We start from the raw sequence: 16,304 nt of genomic DNA on the forward strand, positions 1-16,304 counted from the left end.
ATGGGAGCTGTATTATCACTTAGATTCATTACCTAGTTATGGCTACTTCTTTTAATCGGTTGATCTTTATCAGACAAAGAGATATTATTTTAACATGTTTTTGCAATAAAGCTTCGCATGTATCGTTTAATCATTGCCCTACTGCTATTAGCAGTAACAACAATGTCATTTTCACAAACTATCAGTACGGAAAAGGCATGTATGCACGATCCTACTGAGCAAGTTTGCGATCTTGCAGATTGCGAAGTGTCACATTCTCTTACCGATAACTGTAGCTCTGATTCAATGATGCGTCATTGTTACAGCCCGTCAATTACTGTCGTTTATTCTGAGCAATCCACCGTTCCGCCTATTGAGAAGCTGGTTTTTAACGCTTCCTCATTCTTAGATACGAATATTAAAGAAAAGCACTCTCTCTCGCTATTTCGGCCCCCAATCTACTCTTAAAAAGTACTAAATTTCTCGCTCCTGGCGCGTTTATCGTCCAGGTAAAAACACAGCTTTAAGCTTTGGCTCGGTCTTTGTAGTTATGATTTCGCTAGTAACCCTAGTTACGCTCTAACTCATAGCCTGGTCTGTGTTTAATTTAAAAATTTACAGTTTTTGAGAGTAACAATATGAAACTTTTAAGAGAAATGGCTTATTTAAGCGTTCTGACTGTAGTGGTGCCAAATTTTGCTAATGCGCAAGAGCCGCTTTTGAATTTGCAAGATGCAGTGAGTATCGCTGTACAAGAAGACCCCTGGCTAACAGCAAGTAAGCAAACTCAAGAGGCATTCGCGAGTGAAGCTATAGCCTCTTCCAGTTTGCCTGACCCTAAAATATCGCTCACGGCAGCCAGTTTCCCTGTTGACAGTTTTAGTTCACGACAGGAAGGAATGACCCAATTGATCGTAGGTGTTTCACAAACTTTTCCTAGAGGAGACACGCTATCGTTGTCTCGTAAGCAAAAAAATCAATTGGCCCAAAAACAACCGCTTTTGAGGGCTGATCGTATTGCTAAGGTCAAAACAACGGTAACGAAGTTGTGGTTAGACGTTTTTTTCTTTCAGCAAAGTATCCGTTTGATTGAATCCGATAGAGCGCTTTTTGAACAGTTAGTGTCGACGGCCAAGGCAAGTTATACCAGTACTGAAGGAAAAGCACGGCAGCAGGATGTTATTAGGGCCCAGCTTGAGCTCACACGACTGGATGACCGATTGACTTCATTAAGACAGAAAGAGGAGCGATTTCAAAGCAAACTGTCGGAGTGGATAGGTGCTATAGCGAAATCAAAGTTACCAGATGACGTTCCTAACCTTACGCTACAGGAAGCATTGAGTTCGCCTTCAACAATGCCTAAACAAGCCTTGTACGAATTAATAAAAGGGCACCCAGTTTTGCAAGCTATCGATCAAGACATTTCGGCGTCGGAAACTTCTATAGAGCTTGCTCAACAAGGTTATAAACCACAATGGTCAACCAACCTTAAATATGGTCATAGAAACGATGCTCCAAGCGGTACTGACCGTGCCGACTTGTTTTCAGTCGGAGTTACGTTCGATATACCACTGTTTACTGATAACAAGCAGGATGAACAGGTGCGTTCGGCAAAGTATAAAACTGAAGCAAAAAGAACTGAAAAACTGCTGATTGCCAGACAGTTAATAGCCAGTTTACGCAGTACCTTTGTACAACTGAATCGTTTGAATGAACGCGCTGCTCTTTATCGTGAAGAGCTACTTCCACAAATGTCCGCCCAGTCTGAAGCTGCATTGACAGCCTACAACAATGATGATGGCGACTTTGCAGAGGCGGTGCGTTCACAGATTGCTGAAGTCAACGCAAAAATTGATGCATTAGCGATCGCCATCAACCGCCAAAAGCTGATTGCCGAAGCAAACTACTTATTATTCTCAGGAGTTTAAAATGAAAACAGTCACTAAATCTCTTATAAGTTTAGCTGTAGGGTTTGCGGTTGGCGCTGGTGCTATTGGCTACTTAATGCAGTCAACTGCGGGCTCCGATGCTTCATCGGATAATGCCAAAAAAGAGCCATTATATTGGGTGGCTCCGATGGATCCAAATTATCGGAGAGACAAGCCAGGAAAGTCTCCAATGGGGATGGACCTTATTCCTTTCTATGGCGATGATGGGGGAGAAAGTTCACCCGGTACTGTGAGAATTGATCCCGATGTTATTAACAACCTTGGGGTTACAACTGCAACCGTCACGTCCTCGAGACTCAACCTGGATATCGAAACAGTTGGCTATGTTCAGTTTGATGAGAACCGAGTGCTGACAGTAAGTCCCCGTGTTGAAGGCTGGATTGAAAAGCTTTTTGTAAAAGCGGTTGGTAACTCAGTTAAAGCCGGCGAGCCTTTATACAGTATTTACTCTCCTGAAATGGTTAATGCGCAAGAAGAGCTTGTATTGGCCTCGCAAAGAGGTAATCAGGTTCTACTAGATGCTGCTGAAGAACGCCTAAGAGCTCTGCAAGTTTCTGAACCTGAGATTAAGAAGTTAAAAGAGACTCATAAAATTCAGAAAACAATTACGGTAAAAGCAAAGCAGTCCGGGGTATTGGATAAACTGACTGTGCGTGAAGGTGCGTTTGTAAAGCCGAGTATGAACTTAATGACGATTGCCCAACTGGATAAAATATGGGTTATTGCAGAAGTCTTTGAGCGGCAACTGAACCAGGTTGAGGTAGGTAATAAAGTTCAAATGGATCTTGAGTATGCTCCGGGTAAAGACTGGGAAGGAAAGGTTGATTACGTCTATCCGTCACTTAACTCTAAAACCCGGACGGGAAAAATTCGAATTCACTTCAATAACCCCGACGCTTTTTTGAGGCCGGGTATGTTTGCGAATCTTAATATTAATGCTGGTGTAGGCGACGAAAACTTAGTCATCCCCAAAGAAGCGCTTATTCGAATGGGTGATTCGAACCGAGTTGTCTTAGCACTGGGCGACGGGAAATTTAAATCAGTTAATGTTGACGTTGGGCGGTTAGGTAGCTCGCGAGTTGAGATTTTATCGGGTCTTATGGCAGGTGATGAAATTGTTACATCGGCTCAGTTCTTAATTGACTCTGAGTCCAGTAAGTCTTCCGACTTTAAACGTATGAACCACGACTCTAACACTGATAGCGAGAGCCACGACACTATGTTAAATGAAGCTGTATCAGTCGAAGCTGTCTGGGTCGAAGCAACAGTTAAAAGTGTTATGCCTCAACATTCGATGGTTACGCTGAATCACGGTGAGATTCCTGAGTGGGACTGGCCTGCAATGACGATGGACTTCGATGTCGCTGATGATGTTGAACTCTCAAAGCTCAGCGCCGGTTTGTCCTTACATGCGGAAATTTCACAAGTAGGTAAGCAACGTTACCAGCTCACATCGATTCATATTCCTGAGCAAGAACAAGTGACAGAGCAGGAGCATAACCATGATTAAGTCAGTCATTCGATGGTCAGTTAGCAACCGATTTTTTGTTCTTCTAGCGACATTAATCCTTGTGGGCGTTGGTGCCTTTGCCGTCAAGAATACACCAGTAGATGCATTGCCGGACCTGTCTGATGTTCAGGTGATTATTAAAACCAGTTATCCAGGTCAGGCCCCACAAGTAGTAGAAGACCAAGTTACCTATCCATTAACAACGTCTATGTTATCAGTTCCTGGAGCTAAAACGGTTCGTGGGTATTCGTTTTTCGGAGATTCCTATGTTTATGTCATTTTTGACGAAGACACAGATGCTTACTGGGCACGTTCGCGAGTACTTGAATATTTATCTCAGGTTGCTCCCACACTGCCTGCTAATGCAAGGCCACAATTAGGTCCTGATGCTACAGGAGTTGGTTGGGTTTATTTGTATGCCTTGGTCGACCGCACGGGTAACCACAACTTGAGTGAATTACGCAGTATGCAAGACTGGTTTTTAAAGTATGAACTGCAAACTGTTGAAGGTGTCTCTGAAGTTGCCGCGCTGGGCGGTATGGTAAAGCAGTACCAGGTAAAAGTTGACCCGGAGAAGCTTCGCGCATTCGATATTCCTTTGGCTCACATACAAAACGCTATCCAGAGAGGTAATCAGGAGGTGGGGGCTTCAGTGGTTGAAATGGCTGAGGCTGAGTATATGGTTCGGGCCTCCGGCTATATTGAAGGTGTCTCCGACTTAGAAAATATCCCACTAGGCGTTGATGCTAATGGCACGCCTTTATTGCTTAAAGATGTTGCAGATGTGGGTGTGGGGCCACAAATGAGGCGCGGTATAGCCGAGCTCAATGGTGAGGGGGAAGCCGTGGGCGGAATTGTTGTAATGCGCTTCGGAGAAAATGCACAAAAAACGATTGATGGTGTAAAACAAAAATTAGAGGAATTAAAAGCAGGGTTACCCGATGGCGTTGAGATTGTCACTGTCTATGATCGCTCAGGGCTTATCTCGGATGCCGTCGAAAGTCTCTGGAAAAGTTTAATAGAAGAACTCGCTATTGTCGCGTTTATCTGTGTGATATTTCTCTTCCATGTCCGCTCCTCGCTAGTTGCCGTTATCAGCTTGCCTCTGGGTATTTTAACCGCGTTTATTGTTATGTATTGGCAAGGAATTAACGCGAATATTATGTCACTTGGGGGGATCGCAATTGCTATTGGCGCTATGCTCGATGGTGCCATCGTCATGATTGAAAATATGCATAAGCATATGGAAAAAACGCCACTGACCGCAGAGAACCGCTGGCGGGTGGTTACCGCTTCTGCTTCAGAGGTAGGTCCCGCTCTTTTCTTTAGCTTACTCATTATTACCGTCAGCTTTATGCCGGTGTTTACCTTAGAAGCCCAGGAAGGGCGAATGTTTTCTCCGCTTGCTTTCACGAAAACTTACGCAATGGCAGCTAGTGCAGCCTTAGCGGTTACCGTTATCCCTGTGTTGATGGGGTATTTTATCAGAGGAAAGGTAACACCTGAGGGGAAAAACCCGCTTAACCGGTTATTGATCGCCGGGTATAAACCGCTTTTAAAAGGCATTTTGAAATACCCAAAGACAGCAGTTGTGGGAGCTCTTGTTATCCTGGCTGTTGGTGTCTGGCCGATTGACAAAATTGGTAGTGAGTTTATTCCAGATCTGGATGAGGGCGATTTGATGTATATGCCGACGACTTATCCTGGATTATCTATTGGGAAAGCAAGAGAGCTTTTGCAGCAAACAGATAAACTCATAAAGACGGTACCGGAAGTAAAGACGGTTTTTGGCAAAATTGGCCGAGCTGATACCGCCACTGATCCGGCCCCCCTAACGATGATTGAAACTTTTATTCAACTGAAACCGAAAGATCAGTGGCGTGACGGTATGACCACTGAGAAGTTGAAAAAAGAACTCGATGCGCTTGTAAAGTTTCCGGGGCTGACAAATGCGTGGGTTTACCCCATTAAAACTCGCATTGATATGCTATCGACAGGTATCAAAACGCCGGTAGGTATAAAAGTTGCCGGAGCTGATCTTAATGAAATTCAGGCGATCGGCCAGCAGCTTGAAGCAATACTTGATGATGTAGATGGCACTGCTTCTGTTTATTCAGAGCGAGTGGCAGGTGGACGTTATGTCAAAGTTGACATAAAAAGAGAGCAGGCTGCACGTTATGGTTTGAACATTGAAGATATTCAACAAGTAGTTGCCACGGCTATTGGGGGAATGAACGTTTCAGAGACCATTGAAGGGCTTGAACGTTACCCGATAAACTTGCGCTACCCCCAAGATTACCGTGATTCACCGGAAGAGTTAAAGACGCTACCTTTAGTTACGCCAGACGGGCAGCGTATTAGTTTGGCGGATGTGGCTGATGTCTACGTTGAACTCGGACCGCCGGCAATTAAAAGTGAGAACGCAAGACTTAATGGCTGGACTTTTGTCGACATTGAGGGAGTTGATGTCGGCACTTATGTTGAAAAAGCAATGAAGGTTGTAGAACAAGAACTCGAGTTGCCAGCAGGGTATTCAGTTACCTGGTCCGGGCAGTACGAATATATGGAAAGGGCAAAGGAAAAACTGACTTACGTGATTCCGTTAACGCTCGCGATTATTATCGTTCTTTTATATATGAATTTTCGAAACGCTACAGAAATAGCCATTATATTGGGAACTTTGCCTCTCGCGTTGGTGGGGTCAATCTGGCTAATGTATCTTTTAGATTATAATTTCTCAGTTGCTGTAGCGGTTGGTTTTATAGCTCTAGCCGGTGTCACTGTAGAAATAGGAATACTAATGCTGACTTACTTAAACCAGTCCTATAATGAATATGAAAAAAGTCAGTTAGAGCATGGTAAAGCATTAACGAAAGAGGGTCTCTCTCTTGCTGTAATGGAAGGGGCAGGACTTCGTGTTCGCCCCGTCATGATGACGGCCGTTTCTACAATTGCTGGTTTATTGCCTATAATGTTTAGTACAGGGACTGGGGCTGAGGTGGTTAGTAGAATAGCGGCGCCAATGGTTGGAGGAATGATCAGCGCTGTTATCTTAACCTTGCTCGTATTACCTGCTGTTTACTATTTGTGGCGAAAGAAAGACGTTAAGGTTAGATGATACCTTACTCTGTAAATATCACCTGCGCACCTTTGATCTCGATCAATGATGTGCAGGTGGTAGTATGCTAATTTATAGCATGGCAATAGGAGCGCACATATGTTTCAAGCAAAATTTTTAGTTGTGCTTATGTTAGGAATAGTGATACAGCTATCCTTCCCAGCCGCTCCTGCTTATAACAATGCTTCCAATGTACAGCACGAAAAAAGTGTTAGCCATATGGATGTTAGCAACGAAAGCAAAGATAACTTTCATTGCGATGAAAGTGAGCAATCTATCATTGACGACTGCTATTGCTGCGTAGTTGATAAATGCTCTATGGATGAAGAGTGTAACTCTGCGAACTCACCTCTAGTATTTATTCAATTCGACACTTCGATAAACTCTCCTAGCAACTTGCCACATCCCGTGTCTTATAAAGGTGATGTGAAGCAAATACTCTTCGATATTTACTACCCTCCGAAATAGCACTACTAAATTACAACTCTAGATTTTCTCGAAATTTAAGTAACTAGGCTAAACACAGTCCATAAGCTATATGCTTTAGGGCTTTTAGGGGGGTATATGAACCTATCTAAAATTACCGCTATTTTTGATCAACTTCGACAAGACTCAGTGGAAGAGGCTCTCATCGGCCGTGGCGTTAGCGGCTTTACGCTGTTTCCTGTGCGAGGACGGGGTTACTACTTCGATAGCTATAACGATGATCACTTAGTTGATCACGTACAGCTTGAAGTTTATGTGAACAGTGATGATGCGCGTGATGTTGCCCTCTTGGTAGTTGAAGCGGCCCATACTGGGGTATCTAACGAGGGATTAGTTTCTATCTCGCCAATCGATGAATTGTTCTGGGTTCACGATAAACGAGCAGCCACTAATAAAGAGCTTTCGTTACAAAGTTAACACCGCGCAAATGTTGCCTGAAACGTATTGGTAGTTTTAATTAACAGGACAGTATTGATGTCAAATAACGATCATAGAGCAGGAGTGCGGGAAATTAACTTAGTAAACCGCACTTTAAAGCTAAACGCAGAGAGTGTGAAAGAAGTTCGCAAAGCTATCAAAGAAATTGACTTGTTGGTTGGTCTCGATAGCGTTGCCTATGACTCTGAGCATAACTTGTTATTGGTAGCTTATGATGCCTCTAAAGTGGATCTCAATGTTATAGAGGAAAAGCTCAGGAAGTTTGGTGTTGAAATAAATAGTGGCTGGTGGACTCACTTGAAAGAGGAATACTACAAATTTATTGATCAAAATATTAAAGATAATGCAGAGCATACACCGTGGAGTTGCCACAGAAGCCCGCCACGTACCAAAAGCAAACGAAAGTAACAATTAATTATAGGTAAGGAGTAAAAAATGCAAATAGAAACAATCAAAGATGTACTGAGTTGGACCGTTGATTTCCACAAAAACCTGAAGGAGTGTGTGACTCACTGCTCTAAACAAAACCAAGATGAACGAGCTCGGATGATTCTAAGCTACGTGTCGGGTCATGAAGCTAGCTTAGAGCGAATGGTTGAAGGTTTTTTGAATACAGCCAACCTAAATGCATTAGACACTTGGTGTTATGATTATATTGGGAAACATCCCATCGTTGAGCATGGGCACTGCGATTCGCCTTTTAAAGAGTTAGATACCGATCACATTATGGAGAACATTGTAAACCATCATGAGCAAGTCATTGAGTTGTATGAACACCTATATTCCCGTGTTGATATAGACAGCGCAAAAGAGCTGTTAGAAACAGTAAAAAACGTTGAAGAAAATGAAATTAAACGAATGGTGCAAACTGCGAACCGATTTTCGGATATGTAGTTAGTGAAAATTTTATCGTTGGTACTTTGTGGGAAAGAGCCCTGATTTGGTTAATTTTCCATAAATAAGGAGCACTTGTATGGGTGTGAAAACTGAGGACGTTAGTAGTAGTTCCATTGAGGAACTCATTATCGAGGGAGCCGGTTGCGCGAGTTGTGTTGGCAAAATCGAGAGTGCACTAAAGTCTGTATCCGGCGTGGAAAATGCTGAGATGAACTTTGCCCAGCGAACGGTCAGTGTGACTGGAACAGCAAATCCGAGCGCTTTAGTGAAAGCAGTAGAGAGGGCGGGGTATAGCGCTAAAGTAGCCACGTCCGAAAGTGACGGTGATGCGTTGGCAGAAAAAGAGCAAGCCGACTGGGCTTATTACAAGCGGCTGATGCGGGAGATGACCGTTGCGCTGTCGTTAGGTGTACCTCTCATGATTTATAGCCTTTTTGTTGGTGAAATGACGGTGACCACTGCCACAGAGCGTGTGACATGGTTAGTCGTAGGTATTCTAACGTTAGGTGTACTTTACTTTTCGGGCAAACACTTCTTCGTCGGTGCCTGGCAATCTTTGAAAAATCATTCCGCTAATATGGATACGCTGATCGCACTTGGTACTGGTACAGCCTGGTTGTATTCTATGGTGGTTGTAATCGTTCCACACCTGGTTCCGGAAATGGCGCGTCACGTATACTTTGAAGCGACTGCGATGATTATCGGTTTGATCAATCTGGGGTTGGCACTTGAACTGAAAGCTCGTGGGCGCACGTCCGAAGCCATAAAGCGTCTCATTGGTTTGCAGGCCAAAACAGCTAGGGTGATTCGTGACGATAAACAATTGGATATCGCCATCGAAGACGTACTTCAGGGCGATTTAGTGCGTGTCCGTCCGGGAGAAAAAATTCCCGTAGATGGGGAGGTAACCGAGGGAAATACCACCGTTGACGAATCTATGCTAACGGGTGAACCCATGCCCGTGGAAAAATCAGTTGGTGATGACGTTGTGGCGGGCACGATAAATAAAAGTGGTTCCTTTTTGTTTCAAGCGACAAGAGTCGGAAAAGATACAGCACTTGCTCAAATTATTAACATGGTGAAACGGGCGCAAAACTCTAAGCCCCCAATCGGTCGTCTTGCCGATGTTATTTCAGCTTACTTTGTGCCTGTTGTTATGATTATTGCTGTTATCAGTGCTCTAGCTTGGCTTAACTTTGGGCCTGAGCCGGCACTGGCCTTTGCTGTGGTATCAGCGACCACTGTCTTGATTATTGCTTGCCCTTGCGCATTAGGCCTGGCGACGCCTATGTCGGTAATGGTGGGTGTAGGAAAAGCCGCAGAGGCAGGTGTGCTGATTCGCAATGGCGAAGCATTGCAAACAGCGTCGAAAGTATCGGCTATGATCCTGGATAAAACGGGCACCATTACACTTGGCTCTCCCAAAGTCACCGACGTATTAGTAGCGAGTGAGTACGATGAGCAAACCGTACTGCAACTTGCAGCGACACTTGAGTCTGGCTCTGAACATCCGCTAGCACAGGCGATAGTTGAGTCAGCCAGGGAAAGAGGGATTAAGACAAGTAAGGTCTCGAACTTCAACGCCATCGCTGGTCATGGCGTGGAGGCAGAAGTTGACGGGAAGTCCCTCCTTTTCGGTAATGAAAAGCTGTTGCGTGAACGTCAAGTTGAGCTCGGTAACTTTGTTGAAAAAGCCCAAGGCTTAGCTGCTGAAGCTAAGACGCCTATGTACTTTGCCGTTGATAATGAGTTAGCTGCAATTATTGCAGTTGCCGACCCGATAAAAGACGACTCCGTAGCCGCCATTAAACGTTTGCAAGATAACGGTGTGCGAGTAGTGATGCTTACTGGTGATAATCGCGCGACAGCAGAAGCAGTTGCTGAAAAAGTAGGAATTAAAGAATTTTTCGCTGAAGTTCTGCCGGAAGAAAAATCAAAAAAGGTTCAGGAGCTGCAGATGGAAGGCGAAATCGTTGGCATGACGGGAGATGGTATTAATGATGCGCCAGCACTGGCTATTGCCAACGTGGGCTTCGCCATCGGTACGGGCACGGATGTAGCCATTGAAAGTGCTGACATTACTTTGATGCGGGGGTCGTTACATGGTCTAGCTGATGCAGTAGCTGTAAGTAAGGCTACTCTGCGCAATATCAAGCAGAATCTATTCGGTGCTTTTATTTACAACGTGGCAGGTATACCTTTTGCCGCAGGTGTACTGTACCCGTTTCTCGGCATTCTATTAAGCCCTGTCATTGCCGGTGCAGCCATGGCTTTTTCGTCACTCACGGTAGTGAGTAACGCTAATCGGTTGCGCTTTTTCAAAGCGAAGAGTCACTGATTCCTCTTTTAATTAGAGCTCTTTCAGGAGAGTAAAAATGTTATTTATTAATATCGCTGGCTTAACATTAATTGCACTGATTGTCTGGTGGTTTTGGCTTTATGAACCTGCTGAGAAACAGGCGGAAGAAGGTGAGATTGTAATTACTGTAGAAAACGGTACCTACTCACCTTCGCGTATAAAGGTGCGAGAAGGCAAGCCTGTTGAGCTTAAATTTCTGCGAAAGGATCAATCTCCTTGCTCTGAAACTTTGCTCATTCCCAAGCTAGAAATAAGTGAAACGTTGCCTTCTAACAAATTAAAGCAAATTCAAATACCAGCGCTGGAACCCGGAGAGTACGACTTTCATTGCCAGATGCAAATGTATCGGGGAAAGCTAGTTGTCGGTTAAATGGCTTAAAACGTCCAGGTCACAATATGAGCTTTAAAAGTTTCCCGTTAGATTCGATGAAATTCAATTTCATCGAAGGCATTGAAGGATTCGGCAATAAATATCGCCGTTATATGAGGTCTACGTCAGCGTGGGCTCCAAGATTTAACGATAGTGAAACAAAGTAAAATTAATGAGACCAATACAATTTGGTCATAGTCAAGAGGGTAATAAAATGAAAAAAGTACTTTCAGCTTTAACTATCACAGCTTTAATGGCCTCTCCTGTCTTTGCTGATGCACAGCATAAACATGGTGATGATAAAACAGGTTCAATGAGTGGAATGATGCATCATGAAAAAATGACATCAATGAATGAGCACATGCAAGAAATGCGCGAAGCTATGGAAAAAATAAAAAGCGAATCCGATCCCAAGAAACGTAAAAAACTAATGGAAGAACACATGAAGTCAATGCAGAAGGGAATGCAAATGATGAACCATGGGATGGATAAAGGCATGAACAAAGGAGAACATAAAAAGGGAGACAAAGCAGAGCAAATGGGCAAAGAGAATATGATGAATAAAATGAAAATGATGGAGCATAGAATGGATATGATGCAAATGATGATGGAGCAGATGATGGAACATCAGAGTGAAGAAAAAAAGGAAATGTAGTAGAGATTAAGCTCTCCGTTGGAAATGCCGCTACTTGCAGTGTGCAAGTAGCGGTACTTTTTCAATATATCTAATTTACAACGGTATTTTTAAGGAGGAAGTTATGAAACTTAATGCAAAGAAATTTGGCTTAGCAGCTGGCGGTGCTTTCGCAGTTTTATGGGGAGTTTGTAGCTTGCTAGTGCTTATTATGCCCTCTAGCATGATGGCTTTAACAGAAGGCATGGTTCACGGAAAACTCTCTGGTTTCGAGTGGCATTTGAGTTTTAGTGGATTTGTTACGGGATTATTCGGGTGGTCCTTGGGAGCTATGATTACTGGCTGGCTAATTGTAACGTTATATAATAAACAAATGAAAACGGCTAAATGAGATTGTTGTCAAACTGGAAGCCTTTAAATCTGTTGCTCTGAAACTTTGCTTATTCCTGATCTGGGGATCAGCGATACTTTACCGACCAATAAGTTAAAGTTGATCGAATTGCCAGTATTAAAGACCGGAGAATACGATTTTCATTGTCAGATGCAAAGGTATCTAGGAAAACTTATTGTCTATTGGTAACTGTCCAGTGAAGTTAAGCTAGGTTATCTCACCCAGCGCAGCAAGATAATTGGCTAACATCTTTAGTAAACGTTTGAGCGCATAATTTTAAGCCTTCTACCATCGTAAGGTATGGGAAGAGCTCATCAGCCAACTCATTGACTGTCATTCCTGCTCTTATCGCCATTACAGCAGCTTGAATCAACTCACCAGCTTCTCCTGCGACGACTTGAACACCGAGCAGCCGGCCGCTGCCACTTTCTGCGACAATTTTTATAAACCCTTGGGTATCGAAGTTAACCAATGCCCGTGGGACATTTTCAAGGCCCAACGTGCGGCTTTCGGTGACGTAACCACCAGTTTTAGCATCAGCTTCTGATAAACCCACCGTGGCGACTTGTGGATCAGTAAAGATAACCTCGGGCATGGCACTGAGATCAAGATGCGCATCACCGCCCGTCATGTTAATAGCGGCTCGGCTGCCGCCTGCGGCGGCGACATAGACAAACTTCGGCTGATTCGTACAGTCGCCTGCCGCATATACTCTTGAGTTAGAGGTTTGCATGCGATCGTTAATCGTTATGGCACCGCGCTCGGTTTGTACGGCGATGGTTTCTAAATCGAGGTTTTCCGTATTGGGCGTGCGGCCTGTGGCCACGAGCAGTTGTTCTGCTTTTAATGTTCCGGCATTGGTTTTGAGAATGAAGTGTTGTCCGTCGTAACGCACTTCGCTGGCTTCTGTATGCTCAAGCACATTGATGCCTTCGTGATAAAAAACAGTGGCTATTGCCTCACCAATGGCAGGCTCGTCTTGGGATAACACCCGACTGCGAGCCAAAACAGTAACTTCACTACCGAGACGCGCGAAGGCCTGTGCTAATTCAAGAGCAACGACCGAGGCTCCAATAATAGCGAGGCGCTTAGGAATGTTACTTAGCCCTAATGCGCTTGTCGAAGTAAGGTAAGGGGTTTCAGCTAAGCCGGGGATGGGTGGTTGTGCGGGTCGGGCCCCGGTGCCGATAAAAGCACGGTCAAAGTGAACCGTTTGCTCACCGCCATCGCAAAGTGATACGGAAAGAGTTTCATCGTTTATAAAGCGGGCTTCGCCGTTAATAACGGTAATGGCGGAATTCTCTCTAAGAATACTCTGGTATTTGGATTCACGGAGTTCTTCTACCCGAGCCTGTTGTTGCTCGAGGAGAGCTGATCGATTTACCTTAAGAGTATGGGTACTTAAGCCTTTATCAAAAGGGCTTTCTCGCCGCAGTTGGGCGATATGAGCCGCTCGGATCATGATTTTAGACGGGACACAGCCAATATTGACACAAGTTCCGCCAATAGTACCTCTCTCAATGAGCGTCACTCGGGCACCTCCCTCGGTCGCTTTGAGTGCCGCAGCCATCGCACTGCCGCCGCTACCAATGACAGCAATGTGTAAATTGTTATTACTCATAACGGTTACTCCTTGGTCTTTCAGTTTTACAGCAGCTATAAGGCATTGTGATGTTTCATGACTGATTTTTTGGTGCCGTTGCTTTCAGTGTTGATGGGTATCCTGCATTTGTCGTTGCTTCAGTGAGCTGCTTAACTGACGTTTTTTCGTCGTCGAATGTCACGGTTGCATCCCGCTCTTCAAAACGGACATCGACGGCGCTCACACCTGCAACTTGGCCAAGTGCAGCTTTGACAGTAATTGGGCAGGTGACGCATGTCATACCGGGTACTGATAGCGTAACCGTTTTCTCAACCGCCAATGCGGGCATGCTAAACAGTAAAAATAAAATGGTTGTTATCATTGTTTTTTTCATCGTGTATTGCCTCCTAGTAAAACAAAGGAACAACATAGGGGTAAGCCAATGCTGTTAAAGTAAGCACCGCAACGAGCCAAAACATCACTTTGTAGCTCTTACGAGCATTTGGCGTTGCGCAGGTGTTATCAGGGTTGCAGTCATCAGCACGCCGGTATATTCGACGCCAGGCAAAGAATATGGCAATCAATGCAATGGTAATAAAAATGGGTCGATAAGGCTCAAGTGCTGTGAGGCTCCCAATCCAGGCCCCGGATACACCGAGTGCAAGTAATATGAGGGGACCCAGACAACACGCAGATGCCAGAGTCGCTGCGATCCCTCCCGCGAGAAGAGAGCCCCGACCAGATTTTGAATTTGACATAAGAGTAACTCCTTCGGGCATTTTGCTTTAATGTGTTAATCTTAAACCCGTACCTCACTACGGAAGCAATAGCTATGTTAAAAAAACGCAACGTAATGACAATTGGCACGCTGGCCAAAACAGCCGGCGTGGGCGTGGAAACGGTGCGCTATTATCAGCGCCGAGGGCTAATGAGCGAGCCGGAAAAGCCGTATGGGGGGATCCGACATTACGACGAACAAGCGCTTGCTCGGCTTCATTTTATTCGCGCGTCTCAATGGCTTGGATTTAGTCTGGATGAAATTGGTGAGCTATTAACTCTGCAAGATGGCGCTCATTGCGATGAGGCACGGGAGCTTGGGGAGCAAAAGCTCACCAGTGTTCGTCGAAAGATATCGCACTTACAGCAAATTGAACGAGCGTTGAATGAGCTGGTGCAAAAATGCAGCGCCGGACACGGAGATGTCTATTGTCCACTGATGGCCTCGCTTAATGACGGGGTTGAGGACGCTACCACGGACAAACATAAGGTGCGTTAGTCTGTGTAGTAAAACTTTTGAGCGGAGTTCTTTAACTGAATTGCTTTATAGCTAACGCCAGCCATACACAAGAATCCCCATACCGGTTAGCACAAACGCCGTGCCAATCAGGTCGAAATTGGATAGTGGCGATTTATCGACAATTCGCAGCCAGACTATGGCAGTTAACACGTAAATACCACCATAAGCTGCGTAGACCCGCCCGCTTTCCGCCGGATGAAGTGTTAACAAGTAAGCAAATAAGGCTAAGCTCACTGCCGCCGGAATGAGCAACCAAACCGAATGGCCCTCTTTGAGCCATAGGTAGGGTAAATAGCATCCGACAATTTCAGCAATTGCGGTGGCAATAAATAAGCCCAATGTTTTCATTAAAAATAATGCACTCATTATCAGTTGTCCCTACAGGCTTCATCAGGATCTTCTAGTTCTACCGTTGTATGGCTTAAAGCATAGGGCGCAAGGACGTCATCGATGCGCTGTTTTAAATCGCTACGGGCCTCGATATCAAGGTTTTTAGATAACACCAAATGAACGGTTAATACATGCTCCTCGCCATCTAGTGACCAAAAATGCAGATGGTGTAGGTCAGCAACATGAGGTAGCTCCAGCAAAGTGTCAGCGACTTGTCTGTAGGTTTCTTTGTCCGGAGTTGCTTGTATGAAGAGTTTCAGCGTTGCCCACAGGTTGCGCAGCACATTCACTAAAATAAATAGAGTAAAACCAATCGACAGTAGCGGATCGAGAATTGGCCAATCCACAAACAGCAAAACAATACCAACGATAAGTACAGCGACCCAGCCGAGAACATCCTCCAGCAAGTGCCAGTTAATAACGCGTTCGTTTAACGTTTTGCCCTCTGACAATTTGTAAGCAGCAAATCCATTAACTGTAATGCCAACGACGGCTAAAGCAATCATGCCATCAGCGACGGGCATCTGAGGGTTCCAGAGTCTGGGAATTGCTTCCACAAGTACCCAGGCAGAGCCTGCGATTAACACAACGGCATTAATAAATGCACCGGCAAGATTCAGTCTTTTATAACCGTAGGTAAAGTGTTGGTTAGCCTGTTTTTTGCCAAGTTTATTTAGTATCCACGCGAGACCTAACGACAGGCTATCGCCAAGATCATGAACGGCATCAGCTAAAATGGCGGTACTGTTGGTAAGAAAACCACCAATGAACTCAATAATGGTAAAAACAAAGTTAAGCAGGAATGCCCAACCTAATCGGTTGGACGGCATGTCCTTTGAGTGATCATGGTTATGGTGATGTCCCATAATACGTTCCTCTTTTAATAAAAGGGGGCGACAATAAC

Annotated in this window: 18 protein-coding genes; 13 read left to right on the forward strand and 5 right to left on the reverse strand. The window is 44.7% G+C overall.

The features are described 5' to 3' along the window. Positions 1–617: 617 nt before the first annotated feature. From J6J34_RS12120 to J6J34_RS12175, 12 genes are all read left to right on the forward strand, one after another. Positions 618–1,907 (forward strand): TolC family protein, encoded by a 1,290-nt coding sequence (locus J6J34_RS12120; RefSeq protein WP_301720774.1) that lies wholly within the window; start codon positions 618–620, stop codon positions 1,905–1,907. Between the two features lies 1 nt (position 1,908). Continuing rightward, positions 1,909–3,438 (forward strand): efflux RND transporter periplasmic adaptor subunit, encoded by a 1,530-nt coding sequence (locus J6J34_RS12125; RefSeq protein ID WP_173921186.1) that lies wholly within the window; start codon positions 1,909–1,911, stop codon positions 3,436–3,438. Next, positions 3,431–6,556, forward strand: a complete 3,126-nt coding sequence (locus tag J6J34_RS12130) for an efflux RND transporter permease subunit (RefSeq protein ID WP_301720773.1) — start codon at positions 3,431–3,433, stop codon at positions 6,554–6,556. The genes J6J34_RS12125 and J6J34_RS12130 overlap by 8 nt, the downstream gene beginning before the upstream one ends. Before the next feature lie 99 nt (positions 6,557–6,655). Further along, positions 6,656–7,024 carry a hypothetical protein gene (locus J6J34_RS12135; RefSeq protein ID WP_034732787.1) on the forward strand — a complete coding sequence of 123 codons (369 nt, stop codon included), beginning with the start codon at positions 6,656–6,658 and terminating at the stop codon, positions 7,022–7,024. A gap of 96 nt (positions 7,025–7,120) precedes the next feature. Continuing rightward, a complete protein-coding gene (locus tag J6J34_RS12140) occupies positions 7,121–7,459 on the forward strand; it encodes a P-II family nitrogen regulator (protein ID WP_006956222.1) in 339 nt (112 codons plus the stop codon). A gap of 57 nt (positions 7,460–7,516) precedes the next feature. After that, on the forward strand, positions 7,517–7,888 hold the full coding sequence (locus J6J34_RS12145; RefSeq protein WP_301899101.1) for a cation transporter: 372 nt from the start codon (positions 7,517–7,519) through the stop codon (positions 7,886–7,888). A gap of 27 nt (positions 7,889–7,915) precedes the next feature. Then, on the forward strand, positions 7,916–8,374 hold the full coding sequence (locus J6J34_RS12150; RefSeq protein ID WP_053954055.1) for a hypothetical protein: 459 nt from the start codon (positions 7,916–7,918) through the stop codon (positions 8,372–8,374). A 79-nt stretch (positions 8,375–8,453) separates the two neighbouring features. Then, positions 8,454–10,715, forward strand: coding sequence for a heavy metal translocating P-type ATPase (locus J6J34_RS12155; protein ID WP_301899102.1), 2,262 nt, complete (start codon positions 8,454–8,456; stop codon positions 10,713–10,715). A 37-nt stretch (positions 10,716–10,752) separates the two neighbouring features. Next, positions 10,753–11,106, forward strand: coding sequence for a cupredoxin domain-containing protein (locus J6J34_RS12160; protein ID WP_105307083.1), 354 nt, complete (start codon positions 10,753–10,755; stop codon positions 11,104–11,106). A gap of 214 nt (positions 11,107–11,320) precedes the next feature. Continuing rightward, positions 11,321–11,761, forward strand: coding sequence for an EMC3/TMCO1 family protein (locus J6J34_RS12165; RefSeq protein ID WP_034818226.1), 441 nt, complete (start codon positions 11,321–11,323; stop codon positions 11,759–11,761). Positions 11,762–11,864: 103 nt separating this feature from the next. Further along, positions 11,865–12,131, forward strand: a complete 267-nt coding sequence (locus J6J34_RS12170; protein WP_034818180.1) for a DUF5676 family membrane protein — start codon at positions 11,865–11,867, stop codon at positions 12,129–12,131. 45 nt (positions 12,132–12,176) lie between these two features. Beyond that, the gene (locus J6J34_RS12175; protein WP_301720766.1) at positions 12,177–12,320 is read left to right on the forward strand and encodes a cupredoxin domain-containing protein; all 144 of its coding nucleotides are present in this window, start codon (positions 12,177–12,179) and stop codon (positions 12,318–12,320) included. Positions 12,321–12,348: 28 nt separating this feature from the next. On the opposite strand, the gene merA is transcribed toward J6J34_RS12175, so the two are convergent. From merA to merT, 3 genes are read right to left on the reverse strand one after another with little or no spacing between them, the layout of a single operon-like run. Continuing rightward, on the reverse strand, positions 12,349–13,752 hold the full coding sequence (merA, locus tag J6J34_RS12180) for a mercury(II) reductase (RefSeq protein WP_034818177.1): 1,404 nt from the start codon (positions 13,750–13,752) through the stop codon (positions 12,349–12,351). 55 nt (positions 13,753–13,807) lie between these two features. Further along, positions 13,808–14,107: a mercury resistance system periplasmic binding protein MerP gene (gene merP / locus J6J34_RS12185; RefSeq protein ID WP_034818174.1), complete on the reverse strand. Its 300-nt coding sequence runs from the start codon at positions 14,105–14,107 to the stop codon at positions 13,808–13,810. 13 nt (positions 14,108–14,120) lie between these two features. Next, complete coding sequence (gene merT, locus J6J34_RS12190; protein ID WP_470383464.1) at positions 14,121–14,492, reverse strand: mercuric ion transporter MerT; 372 nt, start codon at positions 14,490–14,492, stop codon at positions 14,121–14,123. Between the two features lie 53 nt (positions 14,493–14,545). Here merT and merR point away from each other — a divergent pair, with 53 nt between their 5' ends. Continuing rightward, positions 14,546–14,989 carry an Hg(II)-responsive transcriptional regulator gene (gene merR / locus J6J34_RS12195; RefSeq protein WP_011234880.1) on the forward strand — a complete coding sequence of 148 codons (444 nt, stop codon included), beginning with the start codon at positions 14,546–14,548 and terminating at the stop codon, positions 14,987–14,989. 51 nt (positions 14,990–15,040) lie between these two features. Here the strand turns inward: merR and J6J34_RS12200 are convergent, their stop codons facing one another. After that, on the reverse strand, positions 15,041–15,376 hold the full coding sequence (locus J6J34_RS12200) for a YnfA family protein (protein ID WP_011234879.1): 336 nt from the start codon (positions 15,374–15,376) through the stop codon (positions 15,041–15,043). A 2-nt stretch (positions 15,377–15,378) separates the two neighbouring features. Next, positions 15,379–16,266, reverse strand: coding sequence for a cation diffusion facilitator family transporter (locus J6J34_RS12205; RefSeq protein WP_011234878.1), 888 nt, complete (start codon positions 16,264–16,266; stop codon positions 15,379–15,381). Between the last annotated feature and the right edge of the window lie 38 nt (positions 16,267–16,304).

The organism is Pseudidiomarina terrestris, from assembly GCF_030466405.1.
Classification (GTDB): domain Bacteria; phylum Pseudomonadota; class Gammaproteobacteria; order Enterobacterales; family Alteromonadaceae; genus Pseudidiomarina; species Pseudidiomarina terrestris.

What these genes read in the sequence shown, in the direction of transcription:
- J6J34_RS12205 (WP_011234878.1), bottom strand. Translation starts at nt 16,266, where the DNA reads ATGGGACATCACCATAACCATGATCACTCAAAGGACATGCCGTCCAAC.
- J6J34_RS12150 (WP_053954055.1), top strand. Translation starts at nt 7,916, where the DNA reads ATGCAAATAGAAACAATCAAAGATGTACTGAGTTGGACCGTTGATTTC.
- merR (WP_011234880.1), top strand. Translation starts at nt 14,546, where the DNA reads ATGTTAAAAAAACGCAACGTAATGACAATTGGCACGCTGGCCAAAACA.
- J6J34_RS12125 (WP_173921186.1), top strand. Translation starts at nt 1,909, where the DNA reads ATGAAAACAGTCACTAAATCTCTTATAAGTTTAGCTGTAGGGTTTGCG.
- merT (WP_470383464.1), bottom strand. Translation starts at nt 14,492, where the DNA reads ATGCCCGAAGGAGTTACTCTTATGTCAAATTCAAAATCTGGTCGGGGC.
- J6J34_RS12155 (WP_301899102.1), top strand. Translation starts at nt 8,454, where the DNA reads ATGGGTGTGAAAACTGAGGACGTTAGTAGTAGTTCCATTGAGGAACTC.
- J6J34_RS12135 (WP_034732787.1), top strand. Translation starts at nt 6,656, where the DNA reads ATGTTTCAAGCAAAATTTTTAGTTGTGCTTATGTTAGGAATAGTGATA.
- J6J34_RS12120 (WP_301720774.1), top strand. Translation starts at nt 618, where the DNA reads ATGAAACTTTTAAGAGAAATGGCTTATTTAAGCGTTCTGACTGTAGTG.
- merP (WP_034818174.1), bottom strand. Translation starts at nt 14,107, where the DNA reads ATGAAAAAAACAATGATAACAACCATTTTATTTTTACTGTTTAGCATG.
- J6J34_RS12130 (WP_301720773.1), top strand. Translation starts at nt 3,431, where the DNA reads ATGATTAAGTCAGTCATTCGATGGTCAGTTAGCAACCGATTTTTTGTT.
- J6J34_RS12160 (WP_105307083.1), top strand. Translation starts at nt 10,753, where the DNA reads ATGTTATTTATTAATATCGCTGGCTTAACATTAATTGCACTGATTGTC.
- J6J34_RS12165 (WP_034818226.1), top strand. Translation starts at nt 11,321, where the DNA reads ATGAAAAAAGTACTTTCAGCTTTAACTATCACAGCTTTAATGGCCTCT.
- merA (WP_034818177.1), bottom strand. Translation starts at nt 13,752, where the DNA reads ATGAGTAATAACAATTTACACATTGCTGTCATTGGTAGCGGCGGCAGT.
- J6J34_RS12145 (WP_301899101.1), top strand. Translation starts at nt 7,517, where the DNA reads ATGTCAAATAACGATCATAGAGCAGGAGTGCGGGAAATTAACTTAGTA.
- J6J34_RS12140 (WP_006956222.1), top strand. Translation starts at nt 7,121, where the DNA reads ATGAACCTATCTAAAATTACCGCTATTTTTGATCAACTTCGACAAGAC.
- J6J34_RS12170 (WP_034818180.1), top strand. Translation starts at nt 11,865, where the DNA reads ATGAAACTTAATGCAAAGAAATTTGGCTTAGCAGCTGGCGGTGCTTTC.
- J6J34_RS12200 (WP_011234879.1), bottom strand. Translation starts at nt 15,376, where the DNA reads ATGAGTGCATTATTTTTAATGAAAACATTGGGCTTATTTATTGCCACC.